General features: G+C 74.0%; 17 protein-coding genes. 9 read left to right on the plus strand and 8 right to left on the minus strand.

Annotated elements, in window-relative coordinates; all coding sequences use genetic code 11:
• Positions 1–2 precede the first annotated feature (2 nt).
• The 3 genes from ACQZ2A_RS03340 to ACQZ2A_RS03350 all read left to right on the plus strand — a co-directional run bounded on the left by ACQZ2A_RS03340 (position 3) and on the right by ACQZ2A_RS03350 (position 3,492).
• A complete protein-coding gene (locus ACQZ2A_RS03340) occupies positions 3–920 on the plus strand; it encodes a PH domain-containing protein (protein ID WP_430207139.1) in 918 nt (305 codons plus the stop codon).
• 119 nt (positions 921–1,039) lie between these two features.
• Positions 1,040–2,554: an amino acid permease gene (locus tag ACQZ2A_RS03345; RefSeq protein ID WP_430207140.1), complete on the plus strand. Its 1,515-nt coding sequence runs from the start codon at positions 1,040–1,042 to the stop codon at positions 2,552–2,554.
• Between the two features lie 701 nt (positions 2,555–3,255).
• Positions 3,256–3,492, plus strand: a complete 237-nt coding sequence (locus ACQZ2A_RS03350; RefSeq protein ID WP_430207141.1) for a hypothetical protein — start codon at positions 3,256–3,258, stop codon at positions 3,490–3,492.
• 212 nt (positions 3,493–3,704) lie between these two features.
• Here the strand turns inward: ACQZ2A_RS03350 and purF are convergent, their stop codons facing one another.
• Positions 3,705–5,321 carry an amidophosphoribosyltransferase gene (gene purF / locus ACQZ2A_RS03355; RefSeq protein ID WP_430207143.1) on the minus strand — a complete coding sequence of 539 codons (1,617 nt, stop codon included), beginning with the start codon at positions 5,319–5,321 and terminating at the stop codon, positions 3,705–3,707.
• Positions 5,322–5,346: 25 nt separating this feature from the next.
• Positions 5,347–5,589, minus strand: coding sequence for a hypothetical protein (locus ACQZ2A_RS03360; protein WP_430207144.1), 243 nt, complete (start codon positions 5,587–5,589; stop codon positions 5,347–5,349).
• A 122-nt stretch (positions 5,590–5,711) separates the two neighbouring features.
• On the opposite strand from ACQZ2A_RS03360, the gene ACQZ2A_RS03365 reads away from it, so the two are divergent.
• The 4 genes from ACQZ2A_RS03365 to ACQZ2A_RS03380 all read left to right on the plus strand — a co-directional run bounded on the left by ACQZ2A_RS03365 (position 5,712) and on the right by ACQZ2A_RS03380 (position 9,540).
• Positions 5,712–7,292, plus strand: a complete 1,581-nt coding sequence (locus ACQZ2A_RS03365) for a molybdopterin-dependent oxidoreductase (protein ID WP_430207145.1) — start codon at positions 5,712–5,714, stop codon at positions 7,290–7,292.
• 199 nt (positions 7,293–7,491) lie between these two features.
• Positions 7,492–8,133, plus strand: coding sequence for a fasciclin domain-containing protein (locus ACQZ2A_RS03370; RefSeq protein ID WP_430207147.1), 642 nt, complete (start codon positions 7,492–7,494; stop codon positions 8,131–8,133).
• Positions 8,134–8,146: 13 nt separating this feature from the next.
• Positions 8,147–8,758 carry an ECF RNA polymerase sigma factor SigK gene (sigK, locus tag ACQZ2A_RS03375; RefSeq protein ID WP_430207149.1) on the plus strand — a complete coding sequence of 204 codons (612 nt, stop codon included), beginning with the start codon at positions 8,147–8,149 and terminating at the stop codon, positions 8,756–8,758.
• The gene (locus ACQZ2A_RS03380) at positions 8,755–9,540 is read left to right on the plus strand and encodes an anti-sigma factor (RefSeq protein WP_430207151.1); all 786 of its coding nucleotides are present in this window, start codon (positions 8,755–8,757) and stop codon (positions 9,538–9,540) included. The genes sigK and ACQZ2A_RS03380 overlap by 4 nt, the downstream gene beginning before the upstream one ends.
• 21 nt (positions 9,541–9,561) lie before the next feature.
• Here ACQZ2A_RS03380 and ACQZ2A_RS03385 read toward each other — a convergent pair whose 3' ends face one another.
• Together ACQZ2A_RS03385 and ACQZ2A_RS03390 are read right to left on the minus strand one after the other, a co-directional pair.
• The gene (locus tag ACQZ2A_RS03385; RefSeq protein ID WP_430207152.1) at positions 9,562–10,434 is read right to left on the minus strand and encodes an LLM class flavin-dependent oxidoreductase; all 873 of its coding nucleotides are present in this window, start codon (positions 10,432–10,434) and stop codon (positions 9,562–9,564) included.
• On the minus strand, positions 10,431–10,808 hold the full coding sequence (locus ACQZ2A_RS03390; protein WP_430207154.1) for a sterol carrier family protein: 378 nt from the start codon (positions 10,806–10,808) through the stop codon (positions 10,431–10,433). Before ACQZ2A_RS03390 ends, ACQZ2A_RS03385 begins: the two co-directional genes overlap by 4 nt.
• Positions 10,809–10,860: 52 nt before the next feature.
• On the opposite strand from ACQZ2A_RS03390, the gene ACQZ2A_RS03395 reads away from it, so the two are divergent.
• Positions 10,861–11,664 (plus strand): spermidine synthase, encoded by an 804-nt coding sequence (locus ACQZ2A_RS03395; RefSeq protein ID WP_430207155.1) that lies wholly within the window; start codon positions 10,861–10,863, stop codon positions 11,662–11,664.
• 2 nt (positions 11,665–11,666) lie between these two features.
• Here ACQZ2A_RS03395 and ACQZ2A_RS03400 read toward each other — a convergent pair whose 3' ends face one another.
• The 4 genes from ACQZ2A_RS03400 to ACQZ2A_RS03415 form a co-directional block, all read right to left on the minus strand.
• The gene (locus ACQZ2A_RS03400) at positions 11,667–12,779 is read right to left on the minus strand and encodes a winged helix DNA-binding domain-containing protein (RefSeq protein WP_430207157.1); all 1,113 of its coding nucleotides are present in this window, start codon (positions 12,777–12,779) and stop codon (positions 11,667–11,669) included.
• Positions 12,776–13,189 (minus strand): DivIVA domain-containing protein, encoded by a 414-nt coding sequence (locus ACQZ2A_RS03405; RefSeq protein WP_430207159.1) that lies wholly within the window; start codon positions 13,187–13,189, stop codon positions 12,776–12,778. Before ACQZ2A_RS03405 ends, ACQZ2A_RS03400 begins: the two co-directional genes overlap by 4 nt.
• Positions 13,190–13,205: 16 nt before the next feature.
• Complete coding sequence (gene purL, locus ACQZ2A_RS03410) at positions 13,206–17,111, minus strand: phosphoribosylformylglycinamidine synthase (RefSeq protein WP_430207161.1); 3,906 nt, start codon at positions 17,109–17,111, stop codon at positions 13,206–13,208.
• Positions 17,112–17,210: 99 nt separating this feature from the next.
• A complete protein-coding gene (locus ACQZ2A_RS03415) occupies positions 17,211–17,858 on the minus strand; it encodes a TetR/AcrR family transcriptional regulator (RefSeq protein ID WP_430207163.1) in 648 nt (215 codons plus the stop codon).
• Between the two features lie 82 nt (positions 17,859–17,940).
• Between ACQZ2A_RS03415 and ACQZ2A_RS03420 the strand changes: the two genes are divergently transcribed.
• The gene (locus tag ACQZ2A_RS03420; RefSeq protein WP_430207164.1) at positions 17,941–18,324 is read left to right on the plus strand and encodes a VOC family protein; all 384 of its coding nucleotides are present in this window, start codon (positions 17,941–17,943) and stop codon (positions 18,322–18,324) included.
• Positions 18,325–18,337: the final 13 nt, after the last annotated feature.

Raw genomic sequence — 18,337 nt, forward strand, 5'->3', positions numbered from 1 at the left:
CGGTGCGCCGGGCCCACTCCGTCACGGACGGGACCCCGGACAGCGTCGAGGTCGACCTCGAGGCGATGCCGGGGCGGGTCGCCCGCAGCCTCGAGCGCCAGCTCGCCGAGGGCGAGCGCATCGTCATCCGCACCCGCCAGCACCCGGCCGTGCTGGTCCGCAAGGCCCTGTGGCCGGTCGCGGCGCTCGTGGTCTACCTCTGGTTCGACACCGGGCTGCACGTCGCGGAGCAGGTCCTGCGGCTCACCGGCATCGTGCTGCTGGTCGGCCTCGTCCGGCTCGGGTGGGCCGAGCTGCAGCGCCGCTACCGGTGGATCGTCGTCACGAACAAGCGCATCCTCAAGCACGAGGGGGTGCTCGACGTCAGCGTGCCGATGATGCGCCTCACCAAGGTCACCGACATGACGTACCGGCGCACCCTGCTCGGCGAGCTGCTGGGGTTCGGCACGATCATCATCGAGAGCGCCGGCCAGCAGCAGGCCATCCGCGAGCTCACCTTCATCCCCGAGCCGGACCACGTCAACGCCGCGCTCAACTCCGAGATCTTCGGCGAGAAGCCGCGCGAACGTCGTTCCGGCGGAGGGCGGTCCTGGCCGAAGCTGCCCCGCCGCCCGCGGCGCCGCGACGACGACCCGGACGACGGTGACGACGGCGGCGGGCCCCCGCGCGGGCGGGGCCCCGGGCCCGAGGGGAGCGGCCCCACCTCGCCGGGTGGTGGTGTCGAGGTCTCCCCGGCCGGCCACCCGCCGATGCCCGTCTCGCAGCCGGAGACCTGGTACCGCAGCTCGAACCTCGTCCCGCCCCGGATGCTCGGCGACACCGGCGAGATCCCCGTCGCGCGCGCCGAGGCCGTGCGCGACGACGACGTCCGCGCCATCCCGCTGTACCCGCCGCGCGACTGGGTCGACGAGCAGCGCTGACCGCACCGCCGGCGGGCCCGCAGCCGTGGGAGAAACCGTCTGCACCAGCCGCCTCTCCCGCCCCGAGAGTTCGCTAGCGTCGTCCGTCGACCGGCACCTTCGAGGCGAGGAGGAACGACGTGGGCGTCATGCGCACCAAGTCGATCGAGCAGTCCATCCGCGAGACCGACGAACCGGAGTTCCAGCTCAAGAAGAAGCTGACCGCCCTCGACCTCACGGTCTTCGGCATCGGCGTCATCATCGGCGCCGGCATCTTCACCCTGACCGGCCGCGCGGCCGCCGACTACGCCGGCCCCTCGATCGCCATCTCCTTCGTGCTCGCCGCGGTCTGCTGCGGCCTCGCGGCCCTTTGCTACGCCGAGTTCGCCTCCACCGTGCCCGTTTCCGGTTCGGCGTACACGTTCTCCTACGCCTCGCTCGGCGAGCTGGTCGCGTGGATCATCGGCTGGGACCTGCTCCTGGAGCTGATGCTCGGCGCCAGCGTCGTGGCCCAGGGCTGGTCGCAGTACGCGACGCTCTTCCTCGAGAAGATCGGCTTCGTCGTGCCCGAGGCGGTTGCCCCGGGCTCGCACTTCGACCTACCCGCGTTCGTCCTCGTCGCGGTGCTCACCGCGCTCATCGCGATCGGCATCAAGGAGTCGCTGCGGGTCAACCTCGTGCTCGTCGCGGTCAAGCTCTTCATCGTCCTCTTCGTGATCTTCGCGGGCATCGCGTTCATCAGCGCCTCGAACTACAGCCCGTTCGTCCCGCCGGCGCAGGCCGGTGAGGATGTCTCCGGCATCACGGCCCCGCTCATCCAGGTGCTGTTCGGGCTCGAGCCGACGACGTACGGCGTGCTCGGCATCGTCTCCGGCGCCTCGATCGTCTTCTTCGCCTACATCGGGTTCGACGTCGTCGCGACCACCGCCGAGGAGGCGAAGAACCCGCAGCGCGACCTGCCGATCGGCATCATCGCCTCGCTGGTCATCTGCACCGTCCTCTACGTGGCGACGACGCTCGTCATCACGGGGATGGTCAAGTACGACAAGATCGACCCCGACGCCGCGCTGGCCTCGGCCTTCGAGTCCGTCGGCAAACCGGGGTACGCCACCCTCATCGCCGGCGGGGCCGTCGCCGGCCTGATGACGGTCGTGATGACGCTCATCATCGGCGCCACCCGCGTGACGTTCGCGATGGCCCGCGACTGGCTGCTGCCGCGGAGCCTGGCCCGCACCAACCCGAAGACCGGTACGCCAGTGCGGCTGACCCTCATCATCGGCGCGGCGGTCGCGCTCATCGCCTCGCTGACGCCGATCGGCAAGCTCGAGGAGATGGTCAACATCGGCACGCTGTCGGCGTTCGCGCTGGTGTCGCTGGCCGTGCCCGTGCTGCGCTCGCGCCGCCCCGACCTGAAGCGGTCCTTCAAGGTGCCGTTCTCGCCGGTGCTGCCGATCCTCGCGGCGCTCATCAGCCTCTACCTGATGCTCAACCTGTCGGTGGAGACCTGGCTGCGCTTCCTCATCTGGATGGCGCTCGGCTTCGTCATCTACTTCACCTACGGGGTGCGTCGCAGCCGGCTCGCGCTGGGCAACGACGACAACCACCCCGCCGGCGACGCCCCCGAGCCGACGCCGCAGCCCGCCGACCCCCGCTGACCCCGCAGCCCGCCACCCGCCCGGCTCTTGGTTCGAGGTATCCGGCCGTCGCCCCACGGCGCCCGGATACCTCGAACCGCAGGGCTCAGGCGGAGCGCTGGGCGTACGCGGTGACGATCTGGTCGAGGTAGGCATCCGGCGTCAGGCGCCACCCGAGGACGGGCACCCGCGGGACCAGGTCGTCGCCGAGGACCACCCCGGTTCTGGCGCAGCGCGTCGTCCACCGGGGCCAGTCCCCAGGAGTGCCCGATCCCGTCGACCTCCACGACGAGCCGCGCTCTGCGCCACCGGAGGTCGAGGTACACACGTCCCGACGGCAGCCGACGGGTCTCCTGCAGGTCGGGTGCCGGCAGGCCTCGTCGCCGGCACGCGGCGACGACGTCCAGCTCGCCGAGCGACTGCGCCCCGGCCGCGATGTCGCGGACGACCGACTCGACGAACGCTCTGCGGGTCCGGCCGCGGACGAGGACCGCCGCCGCGGACAGCTGACCTCCGGTGCAGAGCCGTTGCTGGGCGACGAGGCAGAGGACGAGCGCCGCCTGGCGGTCGCTGACGGCCCAGTGGGCTGACCGCAGGGCGGCCACCGGCACCCGGGCCCGCGGCAGGCCGGCACCCACCACGTCCGAGGACCGGCGGCGGCCGACCTTGTGCAGGGTGACGCCGTCGTGCCGGCGCGCGGACGCCGTGTGAGGGATGGACACGTGCACGCCCTCCTCGTCGAACCCCGTCAGGCCGGCGTGCTGGAGGGCGGAGACCCCGTCGACGACCGCGATCCGCGTGCCGACCTCCCACACGGCCCGCCACCGTCGAGCCAGGGGCACCAGGTCTCCCCGCGTCATCGCGACCGTCCGCGCACCGTGCAGCGCCCATCGGTCGGCTGCCACCTCGCGCCGGACCATCGCGTCGTCGACCCCGAAGCCCCGCAGCAGGGCGCGTGAGAGCACGCCGCCGTACTCGACGGCGGCGCCCTCCGCTCGCCGACGCCGGGATGCTGTGCCCTCCCCCATCCCGCCAGCGTCGGGCCTGGCCGCCGCGACGACCAGGGGGCGGAGCCGATCTGTGGACGACCGCGGCAGTGGTTCGAGGTGTCCGGCCACTCCCAGGCGTCAGTCGAATACCTCGAACGAGTCCGACTCGACCCGGCTGGGGGTCAGGGGCGGAGGACCGCCTCGGAGGCGCCGCCGCCGGCGGAGGTCGGCACACCGTCGACGTCGAGCACCGGCACGTCCACGAGCGGCGTCTGGCGCTGCGGGTGGCGCTGGCCGGTGACCCGCTCCTCGCCGCGCGCACCGTCGTCGAGCGGCAGCTCGAGCTCGAGCACGCCCTTGCCGATGCGCCCGTCCTCGGGCAGCGCCACCGGGTAGACACCGGTGAAGCACGCCGTGCACAGCCGCTCGCGGGGCTGGTCGGTGGCGGCGATCATCCCCTCCTCGGAGATGTACCCCAGCGAGTCGGCGCCGATCGAGTTGCACACCTCGTCGACCCCGAGCCCGGTGGCGATGAGCTCGGCGCGCGTCGCGAAGTCGATGCCGTAGAAGCACGGCCAGCGCACCGGCGGCGACGAGATCCGCACGTGCACCTCGGCGGCCCCGGCCTCGCGGAGCATCCGCACCAACGCCCGCTGGGTGTTCCCGCGCACGATGGAGTCGTCGACGACCACGAGCCGCTTGCCCTTGATGACGTCGCGAAGAGGGTTGAGCTTCAACCGGATACCGAGCTGGCGGATGGTCTGCGAGGGCGCGATGAACGTCCGCCCCACGTACGAGTTCTTGACGAGCCCCTGTCCGTACGGGATGCCCGACTCCTGCGCGTACCCGATGGCGGCCGGCGTCCCCGACTCGGGCGTCGGCATGACGAGGTCGGCCTCGACGGGGTGCTCGCGCGCGAGCGCCCGCCCCATCTCGACCCGCGACTCGTGCACCACGCGCCCGGCGATGGTGGTGTCCGGCCGCGCGAGGTACACGTACTCGAACACGCAGCCCTTCGGCGAGGCCTCGGCGAAGCGCTGCGAGCGCAGGCCGTCCTCGTCGATGGCCACCATCTCGCCGGGCTCGACCTCGCGCACGAACGAGGCACCGACGATGTCGAGGGCCGCCGTCTCGGAGGCGACGACCCACCCCCGCTCCAGCCGCCCGATGACGAGCGGCCGGATGCCCTGGGGGTCCCGCGCGGCGTACAGCGTGTGCTCGTCCATGAAGACGAAGCAGAAGGCGCCGCGCAGCAGCGGCAGCACCTCGAGGGCGGCGGCCTCGACGGTGCGGTCGGGGTCGTCGGCGAGCAGGGCGGTGACCAGGGCGGTGTCGGTGGTGTTGCCGCGCGCCATCTCGCCGCGGTGGCCCTCGACCCGCCGGCCCATCACGAGGTCGCGCAGCTCGGCGGAGTTCGTGAGGTTGCCGTTGTGGGCCAGGGCGACGGTCGAGCCGGCGTGCCCGTCGAGCGTCGGCTGCGCGTTCTCCCACGTCGAGCCGCCGGTGGTGGAGTAGCGGCAGTGCCCGACGGCCAGGTGCCCGCGCAGCGAGGCCAGCGAGCGCTCGTCGAAGACCTGCGAGACCAGGCCCATGTCCTTGTAGACGAGGAGGCGCTTGCCGTCGGAGGTGGCGATGCCCGCCGACTCCTGGCCGCGGTGCTGGAGGGCGTAGAGGCCGTAGTAGGTGAGCTTGGCGACGTCCTCGCCGGGGGCCCAGACCCCGAAGACCCCGCAGGCGTCCTGCGGGCCCTTCTCACCGGGAATCAGGTCGTGGCTGAGGCGTCCGTCTCCGCGTGGCACGTGCCCCATCCTCTCACGGTGCCGGTCAGGACCGGCGGGACGACCGCTCGACGAGCAGCGCCACCACGGCGGCGAGCAGCGCGAACAGCCCCGCACCCAGGAGGCCGAGGTAGCCGATGGCCGCCGTGGGCGAGTACTGGTTCTGCGCCAGCGCCGAGCTCGTGTCCTCGAGCCAGCCGAAGTCGGCGATCGCCGCGCCGACCACGAACCCGATGACCGCACCGGTGAGGATGAAGGGCAGGAAGCGGGGACGCCGGACAGGTTTCACGCTCCTTACGGTACGGGCCGGGCCCTCCCGTGCGGGCCCCGGCCGGTCGACACTGGACGGGTGACTCCTCTCTCCGCCCGCCCGGCACCATCCGGCACGGGCCGCCGTTCCGAACACCGGGCATGACTTCCACGACGCCGACCGCACCGGGCCGCCGACCCCGCAGGGGCTGGTACGCAGCCGGCGCCCTGCTGGCCACCGCGGCGGGCGCGGGCGTCGGCCACCTCGTCGCCGGGCTCGTCTCGCCCGAGGCCTCCCCCGTGCTGGCGGTCGGGTCGACCGTCATCGACGCGACCCCGACCCCCGTCAAGGAGTGGGCGGTCTCGACCTTCGGCACCAACGACAAGCCGATCCTCATCGGGTCGGTCACGGTCGTCACCCTGCTCGTGGCCGGCGCGATCGGGCTCGTGGCCCGCCGCCGCCGCACCCTGGGCCTGGCCCTGCTCGGCGTCCTGGCCCTCCTCGCGGTGGCCGCCGCCGTCCTGCGCCCCACCGCCCAGCCCGTCGACCTGCTGCCCGGCCTGCTCACCGCCGTGACGGGCGTGCTCGGGGCCTCCTGGCTCCTCGGCGCGCTCGACCGATGGGGCGCCGCCGATGCGGACCCGGCCTCCGGCGCCGGTCCCGACCGCACCGCGGCCGGAGACGGCACGAGCGGGCGCCGCACGGTGCTCGTCGCGGCCGCCGGCCTCGGTGCCGTCGCGGCCACCGGTGGTGGCGTCGGCCAGGCCCTCGCCGGCCGCGGCTCCTCCGCCGACGTCGTGCTCCCCTCGCCCGCCACCCCCATCGAGCCGCTCCCCCAGGGGCTGGAGGAGATGGTGCGTGGTGTGTCCTCGTTTCGCACGCCGAACACCGACTTCTACCGGATCGACACCGCCCTCGTCGTCCCCCGGGTCAACGCCTCCTCCTGGGAGCTGACGGTCGACGGCCAGGTCGACAACCCCTTCACCCTCACCTACGACGAGCTGCTCAAGCTCCCGATGATCGAGAAGGACGTCACGCTCACGTGCGTCTCCAACGAGGTCGGCGGTGCCTACGTCGGCGGCGCGCGCTGGCTCGGTGTCCGGGTGCGTGACCTCCTCGAGCGGGCCGGCGTGCAGGGCGGTGTGGACCAGATCTTCAGCCGCTCCACCGACGGCATGACCATCTCCACCCCCCTCCAGGCGATGCTCGACGACCGCGACGCGATGGTCGCCGTCGGGATGAACGGCGAGCCCCTGCCGGCCACGCACGGCTTCCCGGCGCGGCTGGTCACCCCCGGCCTCTACGGGTTCGTCGGGTGCACCAAGTGGCTGACCCAGCTCACCGCGACCACCTACGCCAAGGACGTCGCCTACTGGACCGAGCGCGAGTGGGCGACCGAGGGACCGATCTACACCGAGAGCCGCATCGACACCCCGAAGCCGCTCTCCACCGTGAAGACCGGCCGGGTGACCATCGGCGGCGTGGCCTGGGCGCAGCAGCGCGGCATCGCCAAGGTCGAGGTGCGCGTCGACGGCGGCCGCTGGATGGAGACCAAGCTCGGCCCGGACGGCGGCATCGACTACTGGCGCCAGTGGTACCTGCCCTGGGATGCCCTGCCGGGGCGCCACACCCTGGAGGTCCGGGCGACCGACGAGACCGGCGAGGTCCAGACCGACAAGCGGCAGACGCCCTTCCCCAAGGGCGCCACGGGCTGGCACTCGGTGGTCGTCACCGTCGAGTGAGGTGCCCCTGCTCCTGACGCGCCCCGGCAGCCCCGCTGCCGGGGCGCGTCGTCGTCGTGGACCGGCCGAACAGCCGGGCCGTGACCGAACCGTGACCGGACTCGGTGAAAAAAGGTGCAGCAGGACCCAATCCGGGTGCCGAGCAGTCCCGAACCACACGTGTACGAAGCAGCACAACAATCACCGAGGAGCACCTCACATGCGTTCCACCCGCCTGACGGTCGCCGCCCTGGCGCTGGCCCTCCCCCTGACCCTCGCCGCCTGCGGTTCCGACGACACCACGTCGGCCTCGGGTTCGAGCGACACCACGACCTCGGCCGCCCCCTCGGCCAGCCCGTCCGAGTCGATGAGCTCGTCCATGGACAAGCCCTTCGGCCCGGCCTGCGCCGGCGTCCCGGCCGACGGCGCCGGTTCGTTCGACGGCATGGCCAAGGACCCGGTCGCCACCGCGGCGAGCAACAACCCGGCCCTGAAGACCCTCGTCACCGCTGTCGGCGAGGCCGGCCTCGGCGACACGCTCAACTCGGCCAAGGACATCACCGTCTTCGCGCCGACCGACGACGCGTTCGCGGCCCTCCCGAAGGCCACGCTCGACGCCGCGATGAAGGACCCGAAGGGCCTGCTGACCACCGTCCTCACGAACCACGTGGTCGAGGGCCGGCTCTCCCCGGACCAGCTCGCCGGTGAGCACAAGACCCTCTCGGGCAAGTCGATCACGGTCGCCGGCTCCGGCGAGGACTTCACCGTGACCCCCGGTGACGCCACCGTCGTCTGCGGCAACGTGCAGACCGCGAACGCCACCGTCTACATCATCGACAAGGTTCTCGTCCCGGCGATGTGACCGATCAGCGATGATGGATGACATGACAGCCGCCTCCCCCGGACCACGGACCTCCGTCTCCGGGGGGGCGGCTGCCTCCCCGGCCGACCTCGCGGAGCTCCTCCGCCGGTCGGCCCGCGGCGACGAGGCGGCGTTCGCCGAGCTGTACGACGCCACCTCGCGCCGCATCTTCGGACTGGTCGTGCGGATCGTCAGGGACCACGCGATGTCCGAGGAGGTCACGCAGGAGGTCTACCTCGACGTCTGGCGGACGAGCGCACGCTTCGACGCCGCGCGGGGCAGCGCCCTCTCGTGGCTGATGACCATCGCCCACCGGGCGGCCGTCGACCGGGTCCGTTCGAGCGAGGCCTCCCGCCGCCGCGACGACGCCCACGCCGCGGCCACCCAGGCCGTCGAGTTCGACGAGACCGCCGAGGCGGTCCAGAGCTCGCTCGAGGCACAGCGGGTCCGCAAGGCCCTGCTCACCCTCACCGAGGCCCAGCGCAGCGCCGTGGAGCTCGCCTACCTCGGCGGCTACACGCACACCGAGGTCGCGAAGCTCCTCGGACTGCCCCTCGGCACCGCAAAGACCAGGATCCGGGACGGACTCATCCGTCTCCGGGACACGTTGGGAGTACCGGCATGAGCCCCGATCTGCACCACCTCAGCGGTGCATACGCGGTCGACGCCCTCGACCCCGCTGAGCGATCGGCCTTCGAGCAGCACCTCGCGGCCTGCGGGTCCTGCCGCGCGGAGGTGTCCGAGCTGTCGGACGCCGCCCACTCGCTCGGCACCCTCAGCGAGATGACGCCCCCCGACTCGCTGCGCGCCTCCGTCCTCGCCGGCATCGCGCAGGTCCGTCCCCTCCCGCCGCTCGTCGTCACCGACGCCGCGCCCGGCGAGCCGGTGCTCTCGGGCGCGATCACGCCGGGAGCCGGGGAGGCCGCCGCCGCCACGCAGGGCGCCCGCGTCATCCCGCTGTTCCGCCGCACGAGCACCTGGCTGGCCGCCGCCGCGGCCGCCGTGGTCCTCGCCGGGGCCGGCATCGTCTGGAGCCCCTGGGCCGCGGACCAGCCGACGCTGAGCGCCGTCCAGCAGGTCGAGCGGGCCCAGGACGCCGCGACGGTGACGAGCCACAAGGGCAGCACCACCGCCACGCTCGCCTACAGCCGGGACATGGGCCGCTCGGCCATCACCGTCACGGGCCTGCCGCCCGCGCCGGACGGCAAGACCTACCAGCTCTGGTACGTGGGCTCGGACGAGGTCGCCCGCTCCGCCGGGTTCCTCACGGCCGGCCAGGACGGCCACGGCGAGGCGGTGCTCGAGGGAGCGATCGACGGTGCCGCCGCCGTCGGCGTCACGGTCGAGCCGAGCGGAGGCTCCTCCGCCCCGACGAGCGCACCGATCATGGTGATGGCCGTCGCCTGACGACCTCCCACCGACCCGGCATCAGCCGCCGAGCGACCCCGCCACCTCCTCGAGGACGGCGGGGTCGCCCGCGTACGGGCCCTCGGCGCGCGGCCAGTGCACGACGACGTCGGTGAAGCCCAGCTCGACGGCGCGGCCGGTCATCTCGGCGTGGAGGGCGGCGGACTCGAGGGAGAACCGGGGCGAGGAGTCGAGGGAGAGGTAGCGGTCGAGGGGGCCGCGACCGGCCTCCGCGACGGCGTCGTCGAACCGGGCGACGAGGTCACGGAGGTGGGCGAACCACTCGTCGAGGGTGTCGCCCTTGCCCCCGTAGGTGATCCAGCCGTCGGCGTGCTCGGCGGCCAGCCGGATCGAGCGGGGGCCGTTCGCGGCGACGAGGAGCGGCACCCGGTGCCGGACCGGGCCGGGGAGGGTGCGGGCGTCACGGGTGGTGAACCACTCGCCGTCGTGGCTGACGTGGTCCTCGCGCAGCAACCGGTCCACGAGCGGCACGAACTCGTGGAAGCGCTGCACCCGCTCGCGGAGCGCGAGGTCGGCGCCGAGCAGGCGGGAGTCCAGGTCGCCGCCGGTGCCGAGGCCGCAGAGGAACCGCCCGCCGGTGAGGTCGTCGAGGGTGATGACGTCGCGGGCGTAGGTGTAGGGGTGGTGCTGGTTCGGCGAGGAGACGAAGGTGCCGAGGCCGATGCGCTCGGTGACGCCGGCCGCCGCGGCCAGCGTGGGCAGGGCGCTGAACCACGGGCTGTCGGGCAGGCCGCCCCAGACCAGGTGGTCGTAGGTCCAGGCGTGGTCGAAGCCCATCTCCTCGGCGGCCCGCCACCGGGGAGCCATGTCGCGCCAGGGCTCGTCGGTGAGCAGGACGACGCCGTGGCGCACGCGGGCGGTCTCGGTGCTCATCGGACGTCCTCACGGGTCAGCGGCAGCAGGGGGGACAGGTCGGCGCGGGTGCCGCTGACGCGCAGGACGCCCTCGGCGAGGGCCTCGGCCCAGGTGGCGGTGCCGCACGCGAGCCGCAGCCACGTCTCGGCGTCGGTCTCGACGACGTTCGGCGGGGTGCCGCGTGTGTGACGGGGACCCTCGACGCACTGGACGACCCCGAAGGGCGGCACCCGCACCTCGACACTGTTGCCCGGGGCGCGGGCCGCCAGCTCGTCGAGGGTGTGCCGGACGGCGGTGGCGCGGGTGGCGCGGTCGGTGCCCTCGGGGTCGGCGTGCCAGGCGCGCAGGGCGGCGCTGCCCGCGGCGGGATCGGTGCGGCGACGGGGAGGCATGGCGCCGACGCTACCCGCGGGGGCCGACGGTGCTGCCCGTAGCCTCCTGACCGTGGTCGACGTGCGCTTCGAGGAGGACGGGGGTGCCGTCACCGTGCTGCTCGACGGGTTCCCGCAGTCCGCGGTGGACCTCGCCGACCCCGGTGTCCTGCACTTCGAGTACGTGCAGCACCTCGCGCTCGCGGTCGATGCCCTCGCGCCCGCCGGGCGGCTGCGCGTCACCCACGTCGGGGGTGGCGCGCTGACCCTGCCGCGGTGGGTCCACCACACGCGGCCGGGCTCGCCGCAGGTGGTCATGGAGCCGGACGTCGCGCTCACCGACGCCGTGCGGCGCGAGCTGCCGCTGCCGCGCGGCCACCGCATCCGGGTCCGACCGGTCCGGGGCGAGGAGGGGGTCGGCGCGCTGGCCGACGCGAGCGCGGACGTCGTCGTCCTGGATGCCTTCGCCGCCGGCCGGGTGCCGGCCGGGCTGACGACGCTGGAGTGGCTGCTCGACGTCCGGCGGGTCCTCGGTGACCGGGGTCTGCTCCTCGCCAACGTCACCGACGAACGGGGGATGCGATACGTCGCGCGCGTGCTCGCCGGGGCACGGGAAGCGTTCGGGCACACCGCCCTCGTGGGCCTGCACGAGGTCCTCAAGGGCCGCCGCTTCGGGAACCTGGTCCTCGTCGCCTCGGGGTCACCGCTCGACCTCTACACCCTGCGGCGGGCGGCGGCATCGGCCGCACTGCCCACCGGTGTGCTGCCCGGGGCCGACGTGCTGCGCAAGGTGCCCGCCGCCCGCCCCTTCCCGGCCGGCAGCGACGAGGCGGAGTCCCCGGAGCCACCCGACCCGGGGACGTGGCGCCGGCGCTGACCTCAGGGACCGGCGAGGGTGACCCGGGCCTCGCGGTCGAGGTGGGCGCCGTAGGCCCGGGCCTCGGCATCGAGGGCGCGCCGCTCGGCCGCGGTGAGGGGGCGGTAGTGCGTGACCTCGAAGGTCACCACCGACGGGCGCACCGTGCGGCGGACGGCGCCGGCGATCTGGCCGTCGACCACGAGCAACCCGATGGAGGGCTCGCGGCCGACGGGGTGCAGCCCGGCGGCGTCGACGACCCGGCGGGAGTCCTGGTACCCGCGGTACCACTCGTCGAGCAGGTGGATGAGGTGGACGCGCGGGGTGCGCGACCGGGGAGGGGGCGACTCCCCCGGCGCGTGCCAGAAGGTCCGCCCGTCGTGCTCAAAGGACTCGAGATCGGCTGCGGCGGTGGAGAAGCCGCGCCGCACGTCGGTCAGCGTCAGGGTCGCCCAGTACGCGAGGTCGCGCTCGGTCGCCGGGCCGTGCCCGAGCACGTACCGGCGCACCAGGGCACCGAGCGCCTCGTCACGGTCCGCATGGGGGTCCGGCGGCAGGTCCTCGAGCAGCCGGTAGGTCTGGGTGCCGGTGCCGCCGTCCGGGCGCGGCGCTCCGCTGCCGAGGAGCAGGCCCATCTCGGCGTGCGCGAGCACCACCATGAGCCGCATCCCGTCCAGGACGTGCCCGGCGGCCACGAGAGCCTCACCGAGCTCCTCGCGGGTGCGGTCGGGGCGCTCGGCCAGCGTCCCGAGGACGACGTCCGTGCAGGCGGCCACCGCCGCGGCGTCGAGACCGAGGTCCCGCTCGAGCTGTCGGGCCACCTGGGCGCGGACCCGCGGCCCGGTCAGCTCGAGCAGCCAGCGCAGGTCCTCCCGGTGCACGAGGTGCCACGTCGGCCGCAGGACGTGCGTGCGCACGAGCATCCCGTCGGCGAGCAACCCGACGAGCTCGGCGAGGGCGAGGCCGACGGCGGAGCGGGAGGCCAGCGCCCATCCGGTCTGGTCGAGGTTCTCGGCCTGGACGGCGAGCAGCGAGCGGACCGCTGCGGGGGCGTCCGGTGCGGACGCGCCGTCGAGGAGCAGGGTGCGGAAGCGCCAGCGCGCGATCGCGCGGTCGTCGACCCCGCGGCCGCTCATCGCCCCGTCTCGCCCCGCAGGAGCCGGAGCAGGCGGGCCCCGACCCCCTCGCGGGAGCCACCGGCGGCGGGGACGCGCTCCGGGCCCGGGCCACCGGCGTCCACCCGCGCCGGTGCCGGCTCGGCGGCCTCGCCGCCTGCACCCTCATGGGCGGCGAGCGCGTCGGCGGCCCGCTCGAGGAGCGCGTCGACGTCGGCGGCGGCGTACCCACGGCGCATCCGGGTCGGGGTGAACGTCGCGCCACGGACGGCAGCAGACGTCAGGACCCCATCTGCGCCCGAACCGCTCTCGTGGTGGCGCAGGGCGGTGACGACGGCATCGAGGAGGCCGTCGACCTCGCGCTCGTCGTAGCCCTCGGCGAACTGGGTCTGCGTGAACTTCGCGTCCAGCACCTCGTCGGCACGCAGCACGGCTCTCCCCCTTCGGTCAGCCCACGAAGACGCGGGCGTTGCGGAACATCCGCAGCCAGGGGCTCTCGTCCTCGACGTCGCCCGAGGTCCACGACATCTGGACGTTACGGGACACCCGCTCCGGGTGGGGCATCATCGCGGTGAACCGGCCGTCGGTGGTCGTGACGGCGGTGAGACCGCCCGGCGAGCCGTTGGGGTTGAACGGGTGCGACGTCGCCGGCACCCCGTGGTGGTCGACGTAGCGGGCCACCGCGGCGACCGCCGCACGGTCCCCGCGTGCCGAGAAGTCGGCGCGGCCCTCGCCGTGCGCGACCGCGATCGGCAGCCGGCTGCCGGCCATCCCGGTGGTGAGCACCGAGGGCGACTCGAGGACCTCGACGAGCGTGAGCCGGGCCTCGTACTGCTCGGACCGGTTGCGCGCGAAGCGCGGCCAGGCCTCTGCACCGGGGAGCAGGTCGGCGAGGGCGGCGAACATCTGGCACCCGTTGCAGATGCCGAGGCCGAAGGTGCCGTCGCGGTGGAAGAAGTCGTGGAACTGCTCGGTCAGCCTGTCCGAGAACAGGACCGACCGTGCCCATCCCTCTCCGGCACCCAGGGTGTCGCCGTAGGAGAAGCCACCGGCCGCGACGAGCCCCTGGACGTCGGCGAGGTCGACCCGGCCGGACTGCAGGTCGGTCATGTGCACGTCCCAGGCGTCGAACCCGGCCCGGTCGAGCATGAACGCGGTCTCCACGTGGCTGTTGACGCCCTGCTCACGGAGCACGGCCACCCGCGGCCGCACCCCGGTCGCGATGTACGGCAGGGCGACGTCGTCGGTGGGGTCGAAGGACGGCGCGACGGTGAGCCCGGGGTCGTCGTCCGACCCGACGGCCGCGTGCTCCTCGTCGGCGCTGCCGGGGTTGTCGCGCAGCACGCTGATCCGCCACGAGACCTCGTCCCAGGCCTGGGCGAGGTCGCGGACGGTCTCGTCGAGGACGGCCACCCCGGCCACGGACACCTGCACGCGGCGGCCCCCGGCCGTGCGGCCGACCTCCGACACGAGGTCGTCGAGGCCGTGCGCCGCGAGCACCTCCCGGACGGCCGGCACGTCCGCCCGCGCGACACCGAGGACGGCGCCGAGCTCCTCGGCGAAGAGGGCGGCGACCGACGGGACCTCGACGTCGAGGCCCGTGCCACCGGCGAAGGCCATCTCGCACACGGCTGCCCAGAGGCCCCCGTCGGAGCGGTCGTGGTACGCGAGCTCGACTCCGCGCGAACGGACCTCGCGCAGGGCCGCGGCGAGCGACACGAGCCGCTGCGGGTCGTCGAGGTCGGGGACGTCGCGGCCGAAGGCGCCGGAGACCTGGGCCAGCATCGACCCGCCGAGCCGGTCGCGGCCCGCACCGAGGTCGACGAGGAGCAGCTGGTCGCCCGCGCGCAGCTGCGGGGTCCAGGTGCCGCGCACGTCGGGCAACGAGGCGAAGGCCGTGACGACGAGCGACACCGGCGAGGTGACCTGCTTCGGGTCGCCGGTGACCGGGTCGGCCCAGCGGGTGCGCATCGAGAGGGAGTCCTTGCCGACCGGGACCGAGATACCGAGGGCGGGGCACAGCTCCATGCCGACGGCGTGCACGGTGTCGTAGAGCGCGGCGTCCTCGCCGTCCTCGCCGCAGGCGGCCATCCAGTTGCAGGACAGCTTGACCCGCGACAGGTCGGCCACCGGCGCCGCGAGCAGGTTGGTCAGCGCCTCGCCGACCGCCATCCGCCCGGAGGCCGGCGCGTCGACCGACGCCAGCGGCATGCGCTCACCGCTCGCCATCGCCTCACCGGCGAACCCGACGTGGTCGGCGAGGGTGACGGCGACGTCGGCGACGGGCACCTGCCACGGCCCGACCATCTGGTCGCGGTGGGTGAGACCGCCGACGGTGCGGTCGGCGATGGTCACGAGGAACCGCTTGCTGGCGACCGTCGGGTGGCGCAGCACCGCGTAGGCGGCCGCGCGCAGGTCGAGCGCGTCGGGGTCGAGGTCGTCACCGTGGCGCTCGACCCGGCTCACGTCCCGCGTCATCCGGGGAGGCTTGCCGAGCAGGGTCTCCATCGGCATGTCGATGGGCCGGTCCTCCCCCGGGGCGTCGTCCGGGCCGTCGGCGAGGACGAGCTGCCCGTCGTCGCGCGCCACCCCGACCACCGCGTACGGGCACCGCTCGCGCTCGCAGAGCGCGGCGAAGCGCGGCAGCGACTCGGGGGCGATGGCCACGACGTAGCGCTCCTGGGACTCGTTGCACCAGGCCTCCTTCGGCGCCAGGCCCGACTCCTCGAGCGGCACCGCCGAGAGGTCGAAGCGGGCACCCAGCCCGGCGCCGTCGACGAGCTCGGGGAAGGCGTTGGACAGACCGCCGGCACCGACGTCGTGGATCGCGAGGACCGGGTTCTCCTCCGGGCCGAGGCTCCAGCAGTGGTTGATGACCTCCTGCGCGCGTCGCTCGATCTCGGGGTTGCCGCGCTGGACGGAGTCGAAGTCGAGGTCGGCGGCGTTGGCGCCGGCGGCCATCGAGGAGGCCGCGCCCCCACCCATCCCGATGCGCATGCCCGGCCCGCCGAGCTGCACGAGGAGGGTGCCGGCGGGGAAGACGACCTTCTGCGTCAGGTCGGCGCTGATCGTGCCGAGGCCGCCCGCCGACATGATCGGCTTGTGGAAGCCGCGGCGGACCGCGTCGACGGTCTGCTCGTAGACGCGGAAGAAGCCGCCGAGACCCGGCCGGCCGAACTCGTTGTTGAACGCGGCGGCGCCGATCGGGCCGTCGAGCATGATCTCCAGCGGGCTCGCGATGTGCTTCGGTGCGCCGTACTCCTCACTCTCCCAGGCCTCCTCGAGACCCGGCAGGTGGAGGTTGGAGACCGCGAAGCCGGTGAGCCCGGCCTTCGGCTGCGACCCGCGGCCGGTCGCGCCCTCGTCCCGGATCTCGCCGCCCGCACCCGTGGCCGCACCCGGGAACGGGCTGATGGCGGTCGGGTGGTTGTGGGTCTCGACCTTCATGAGGACGTGGACGTCGTCCTCACGCCCCCGGTACGCGCTCGGCCCGTCGGCCTCCTCCGGGAGCCAGCGCACCCGGCGGCCGCCCTCCATGACGGAGGCGTTGTCGGAGTAGGCGACGACCGTGCCGGCCCCCGCGACCTCCTCGGTGTGCCGGATCATCCCGAAGAGGGAGTGGGGCATCGCCTCGCCGTCGACGACGAAGTCGGCGTTGAAGATCTTGTGCCGGCAGTGCTCGGAGTTGGCCTGCGCGAACATCATCAGCTCGACGTCGGTGGGGTTGCGACGCAACCCGGTGAAGGCTTCGGCGAGGTAGTCGACCTCGTCGTCCGAGAGGGCCAGTCCGAAGGTGCGGTCGGCCTCCTCGATCGCCTCCCGTCCCCGACCGAGGACGTCGACGTGGGCCATCGGCTCGGCCTCGCGCGCGTCGAAGAGGTGGGCGGCGGCCTCGTGGGTGGGCAGCGCCGACTCGGTCATCCGGTCGTGGAGGAGGTCGGCGCAGGCGGCCCACTGCTCGTCGGTGAGCGGCTCGTCGGAGACGACGTGGTACTCGGTGACCCGCTCGACGCGACGCACGGCGACCCCGCAGCTGTGCGCGATGTCGGTGGCCTTGGAGGCCCACGGCGAGAGGGTACCGAGGCGCGGGGCCACGACGACGAGCGCGGCGTGCGGCCCGGAGGGCTCGGCCGGCACGAACGGGTCGCCGTAGGTGAGCAGCCGGCCCACGGTCCCGGTGGTGGCGTCGTCCAGGGCCCCGGCGCTCGCGACCCAGTGGACGTGCTGCGCGGCGACGGCCGTGACCGACGGCGCGATCACCCGGAGCCGAGCGAGGACCCCCACCGCACGGAAGGACGAGAGGGCGGCGCCCCCGGGGACGGTGGTCAGCACGAGGTCGTGCGACGAGGCCATGGTGCGGTCTCCCGAGGGGTGCGGCGCGAGGGGCGTGGTGCCGGTGCTCAGGCTACCGGCGCGGCGCGGCCGGGCGACGGCCGCGTCCGGGCGGCGGCCTCAGCCCCGCCACCGGGCTGCGAGCTCGGCACCGTCGGCCGGCGCCCCGGGCAGCGGCCCGGCGGCCGGTGCCCGGAGCGACTGCAGGACGAGGGCCAGGTAGCGCTGCCGGAGCTCGCCGATGCGGGCCGGGTCGGGCAGGTCGACGAGCATGACGACCTCGAGCAGGAGGATGACGTCGGCCGCGCTGACGTCCTCGCGCAGGACGCCGGCCTCCCGGGCCCGCCGGTCGAGGGCTCGGTAGAGGTCGTCGGCACGGCCCGCGAGCGCGGTCAGCGCGTCATCGGGGGCGAAGCTGCCGGCCAGCCGCTGGGCCAGCGCCTGGCTGCCGCCCTCGACCACGGCCGCGAGCGCGGCGGCGTAGGCGGTCCACGGGTCGCCCTCGTCGGCGAGCCCGGCCTCCAGCGCGGCGGCGAACCGCTCGAGGCCGTCGCGGGTGAGCTCCCGCAGCAGCGCCTCCTTGCTGGGATGACGGCGGTAGAGCGCGCTGATGCCGACGCCGGCCCGGCGGGCGACGTCGGCGATGGGGGCGGACGGGTCGGCGAGGAAGACCGCGCGGGCCGCCTCGAGGATGCGGTCGTCGTTGCGGGCCGCCTCCCGGCGACGGCCGTCGGTCCGCGGCGGGTCGGTCGCAGGATGCTCGCTCACGCCGACCAGCCTACCCCTGGAACGAATCGTTCCGTTCTGCTACATTGACGGAACGGAACATTCCGCTACTCAAGGAGACACCATGGACATGCGCCTCGAGGTCGTCGGGCTGAGCGTCTCGGACGTCGACGCCTCCCTCGCCTTCTACACCGAGCGGGTCGGCTTCCACCTCGACCACGACATCGCGCCCGGACCGGGCATGCGGGTCGTCCAGCTGACGCCCCCGGGGTCGCCCGCGTCGGTGGTCTTCGGCAGGGGCCTGCCGCTCGGCGAGCCCGGGTCCACCCGCGGGATGCAGCTCGTCGTCGAGGACATCGACACCGCGCGGGCCGAGCTGGCCGGCCGCGGCGTGGAGATCAGCCCGGTGCAGCAGCTCGGGCCCGAGGGCCAGCCGGGCAGCCGCTTCGCCTTCTTCGAGGACCCCGACGGCAACGGCTGGTCCCTCCAGGAGATCCGCCGCGGCTGATCCGCCTCCAGCC

The organism is Phycicoccus avicenniae (assembly GCF_050496545.1).
Taxonomy (GTDB): domain Bacteria; phylum Actinomycetota; class Actinomycetes; order Actinomycetales; family Dermatophilaceae; genus Phycicoccus; species Phycicoccus avicenniae_A.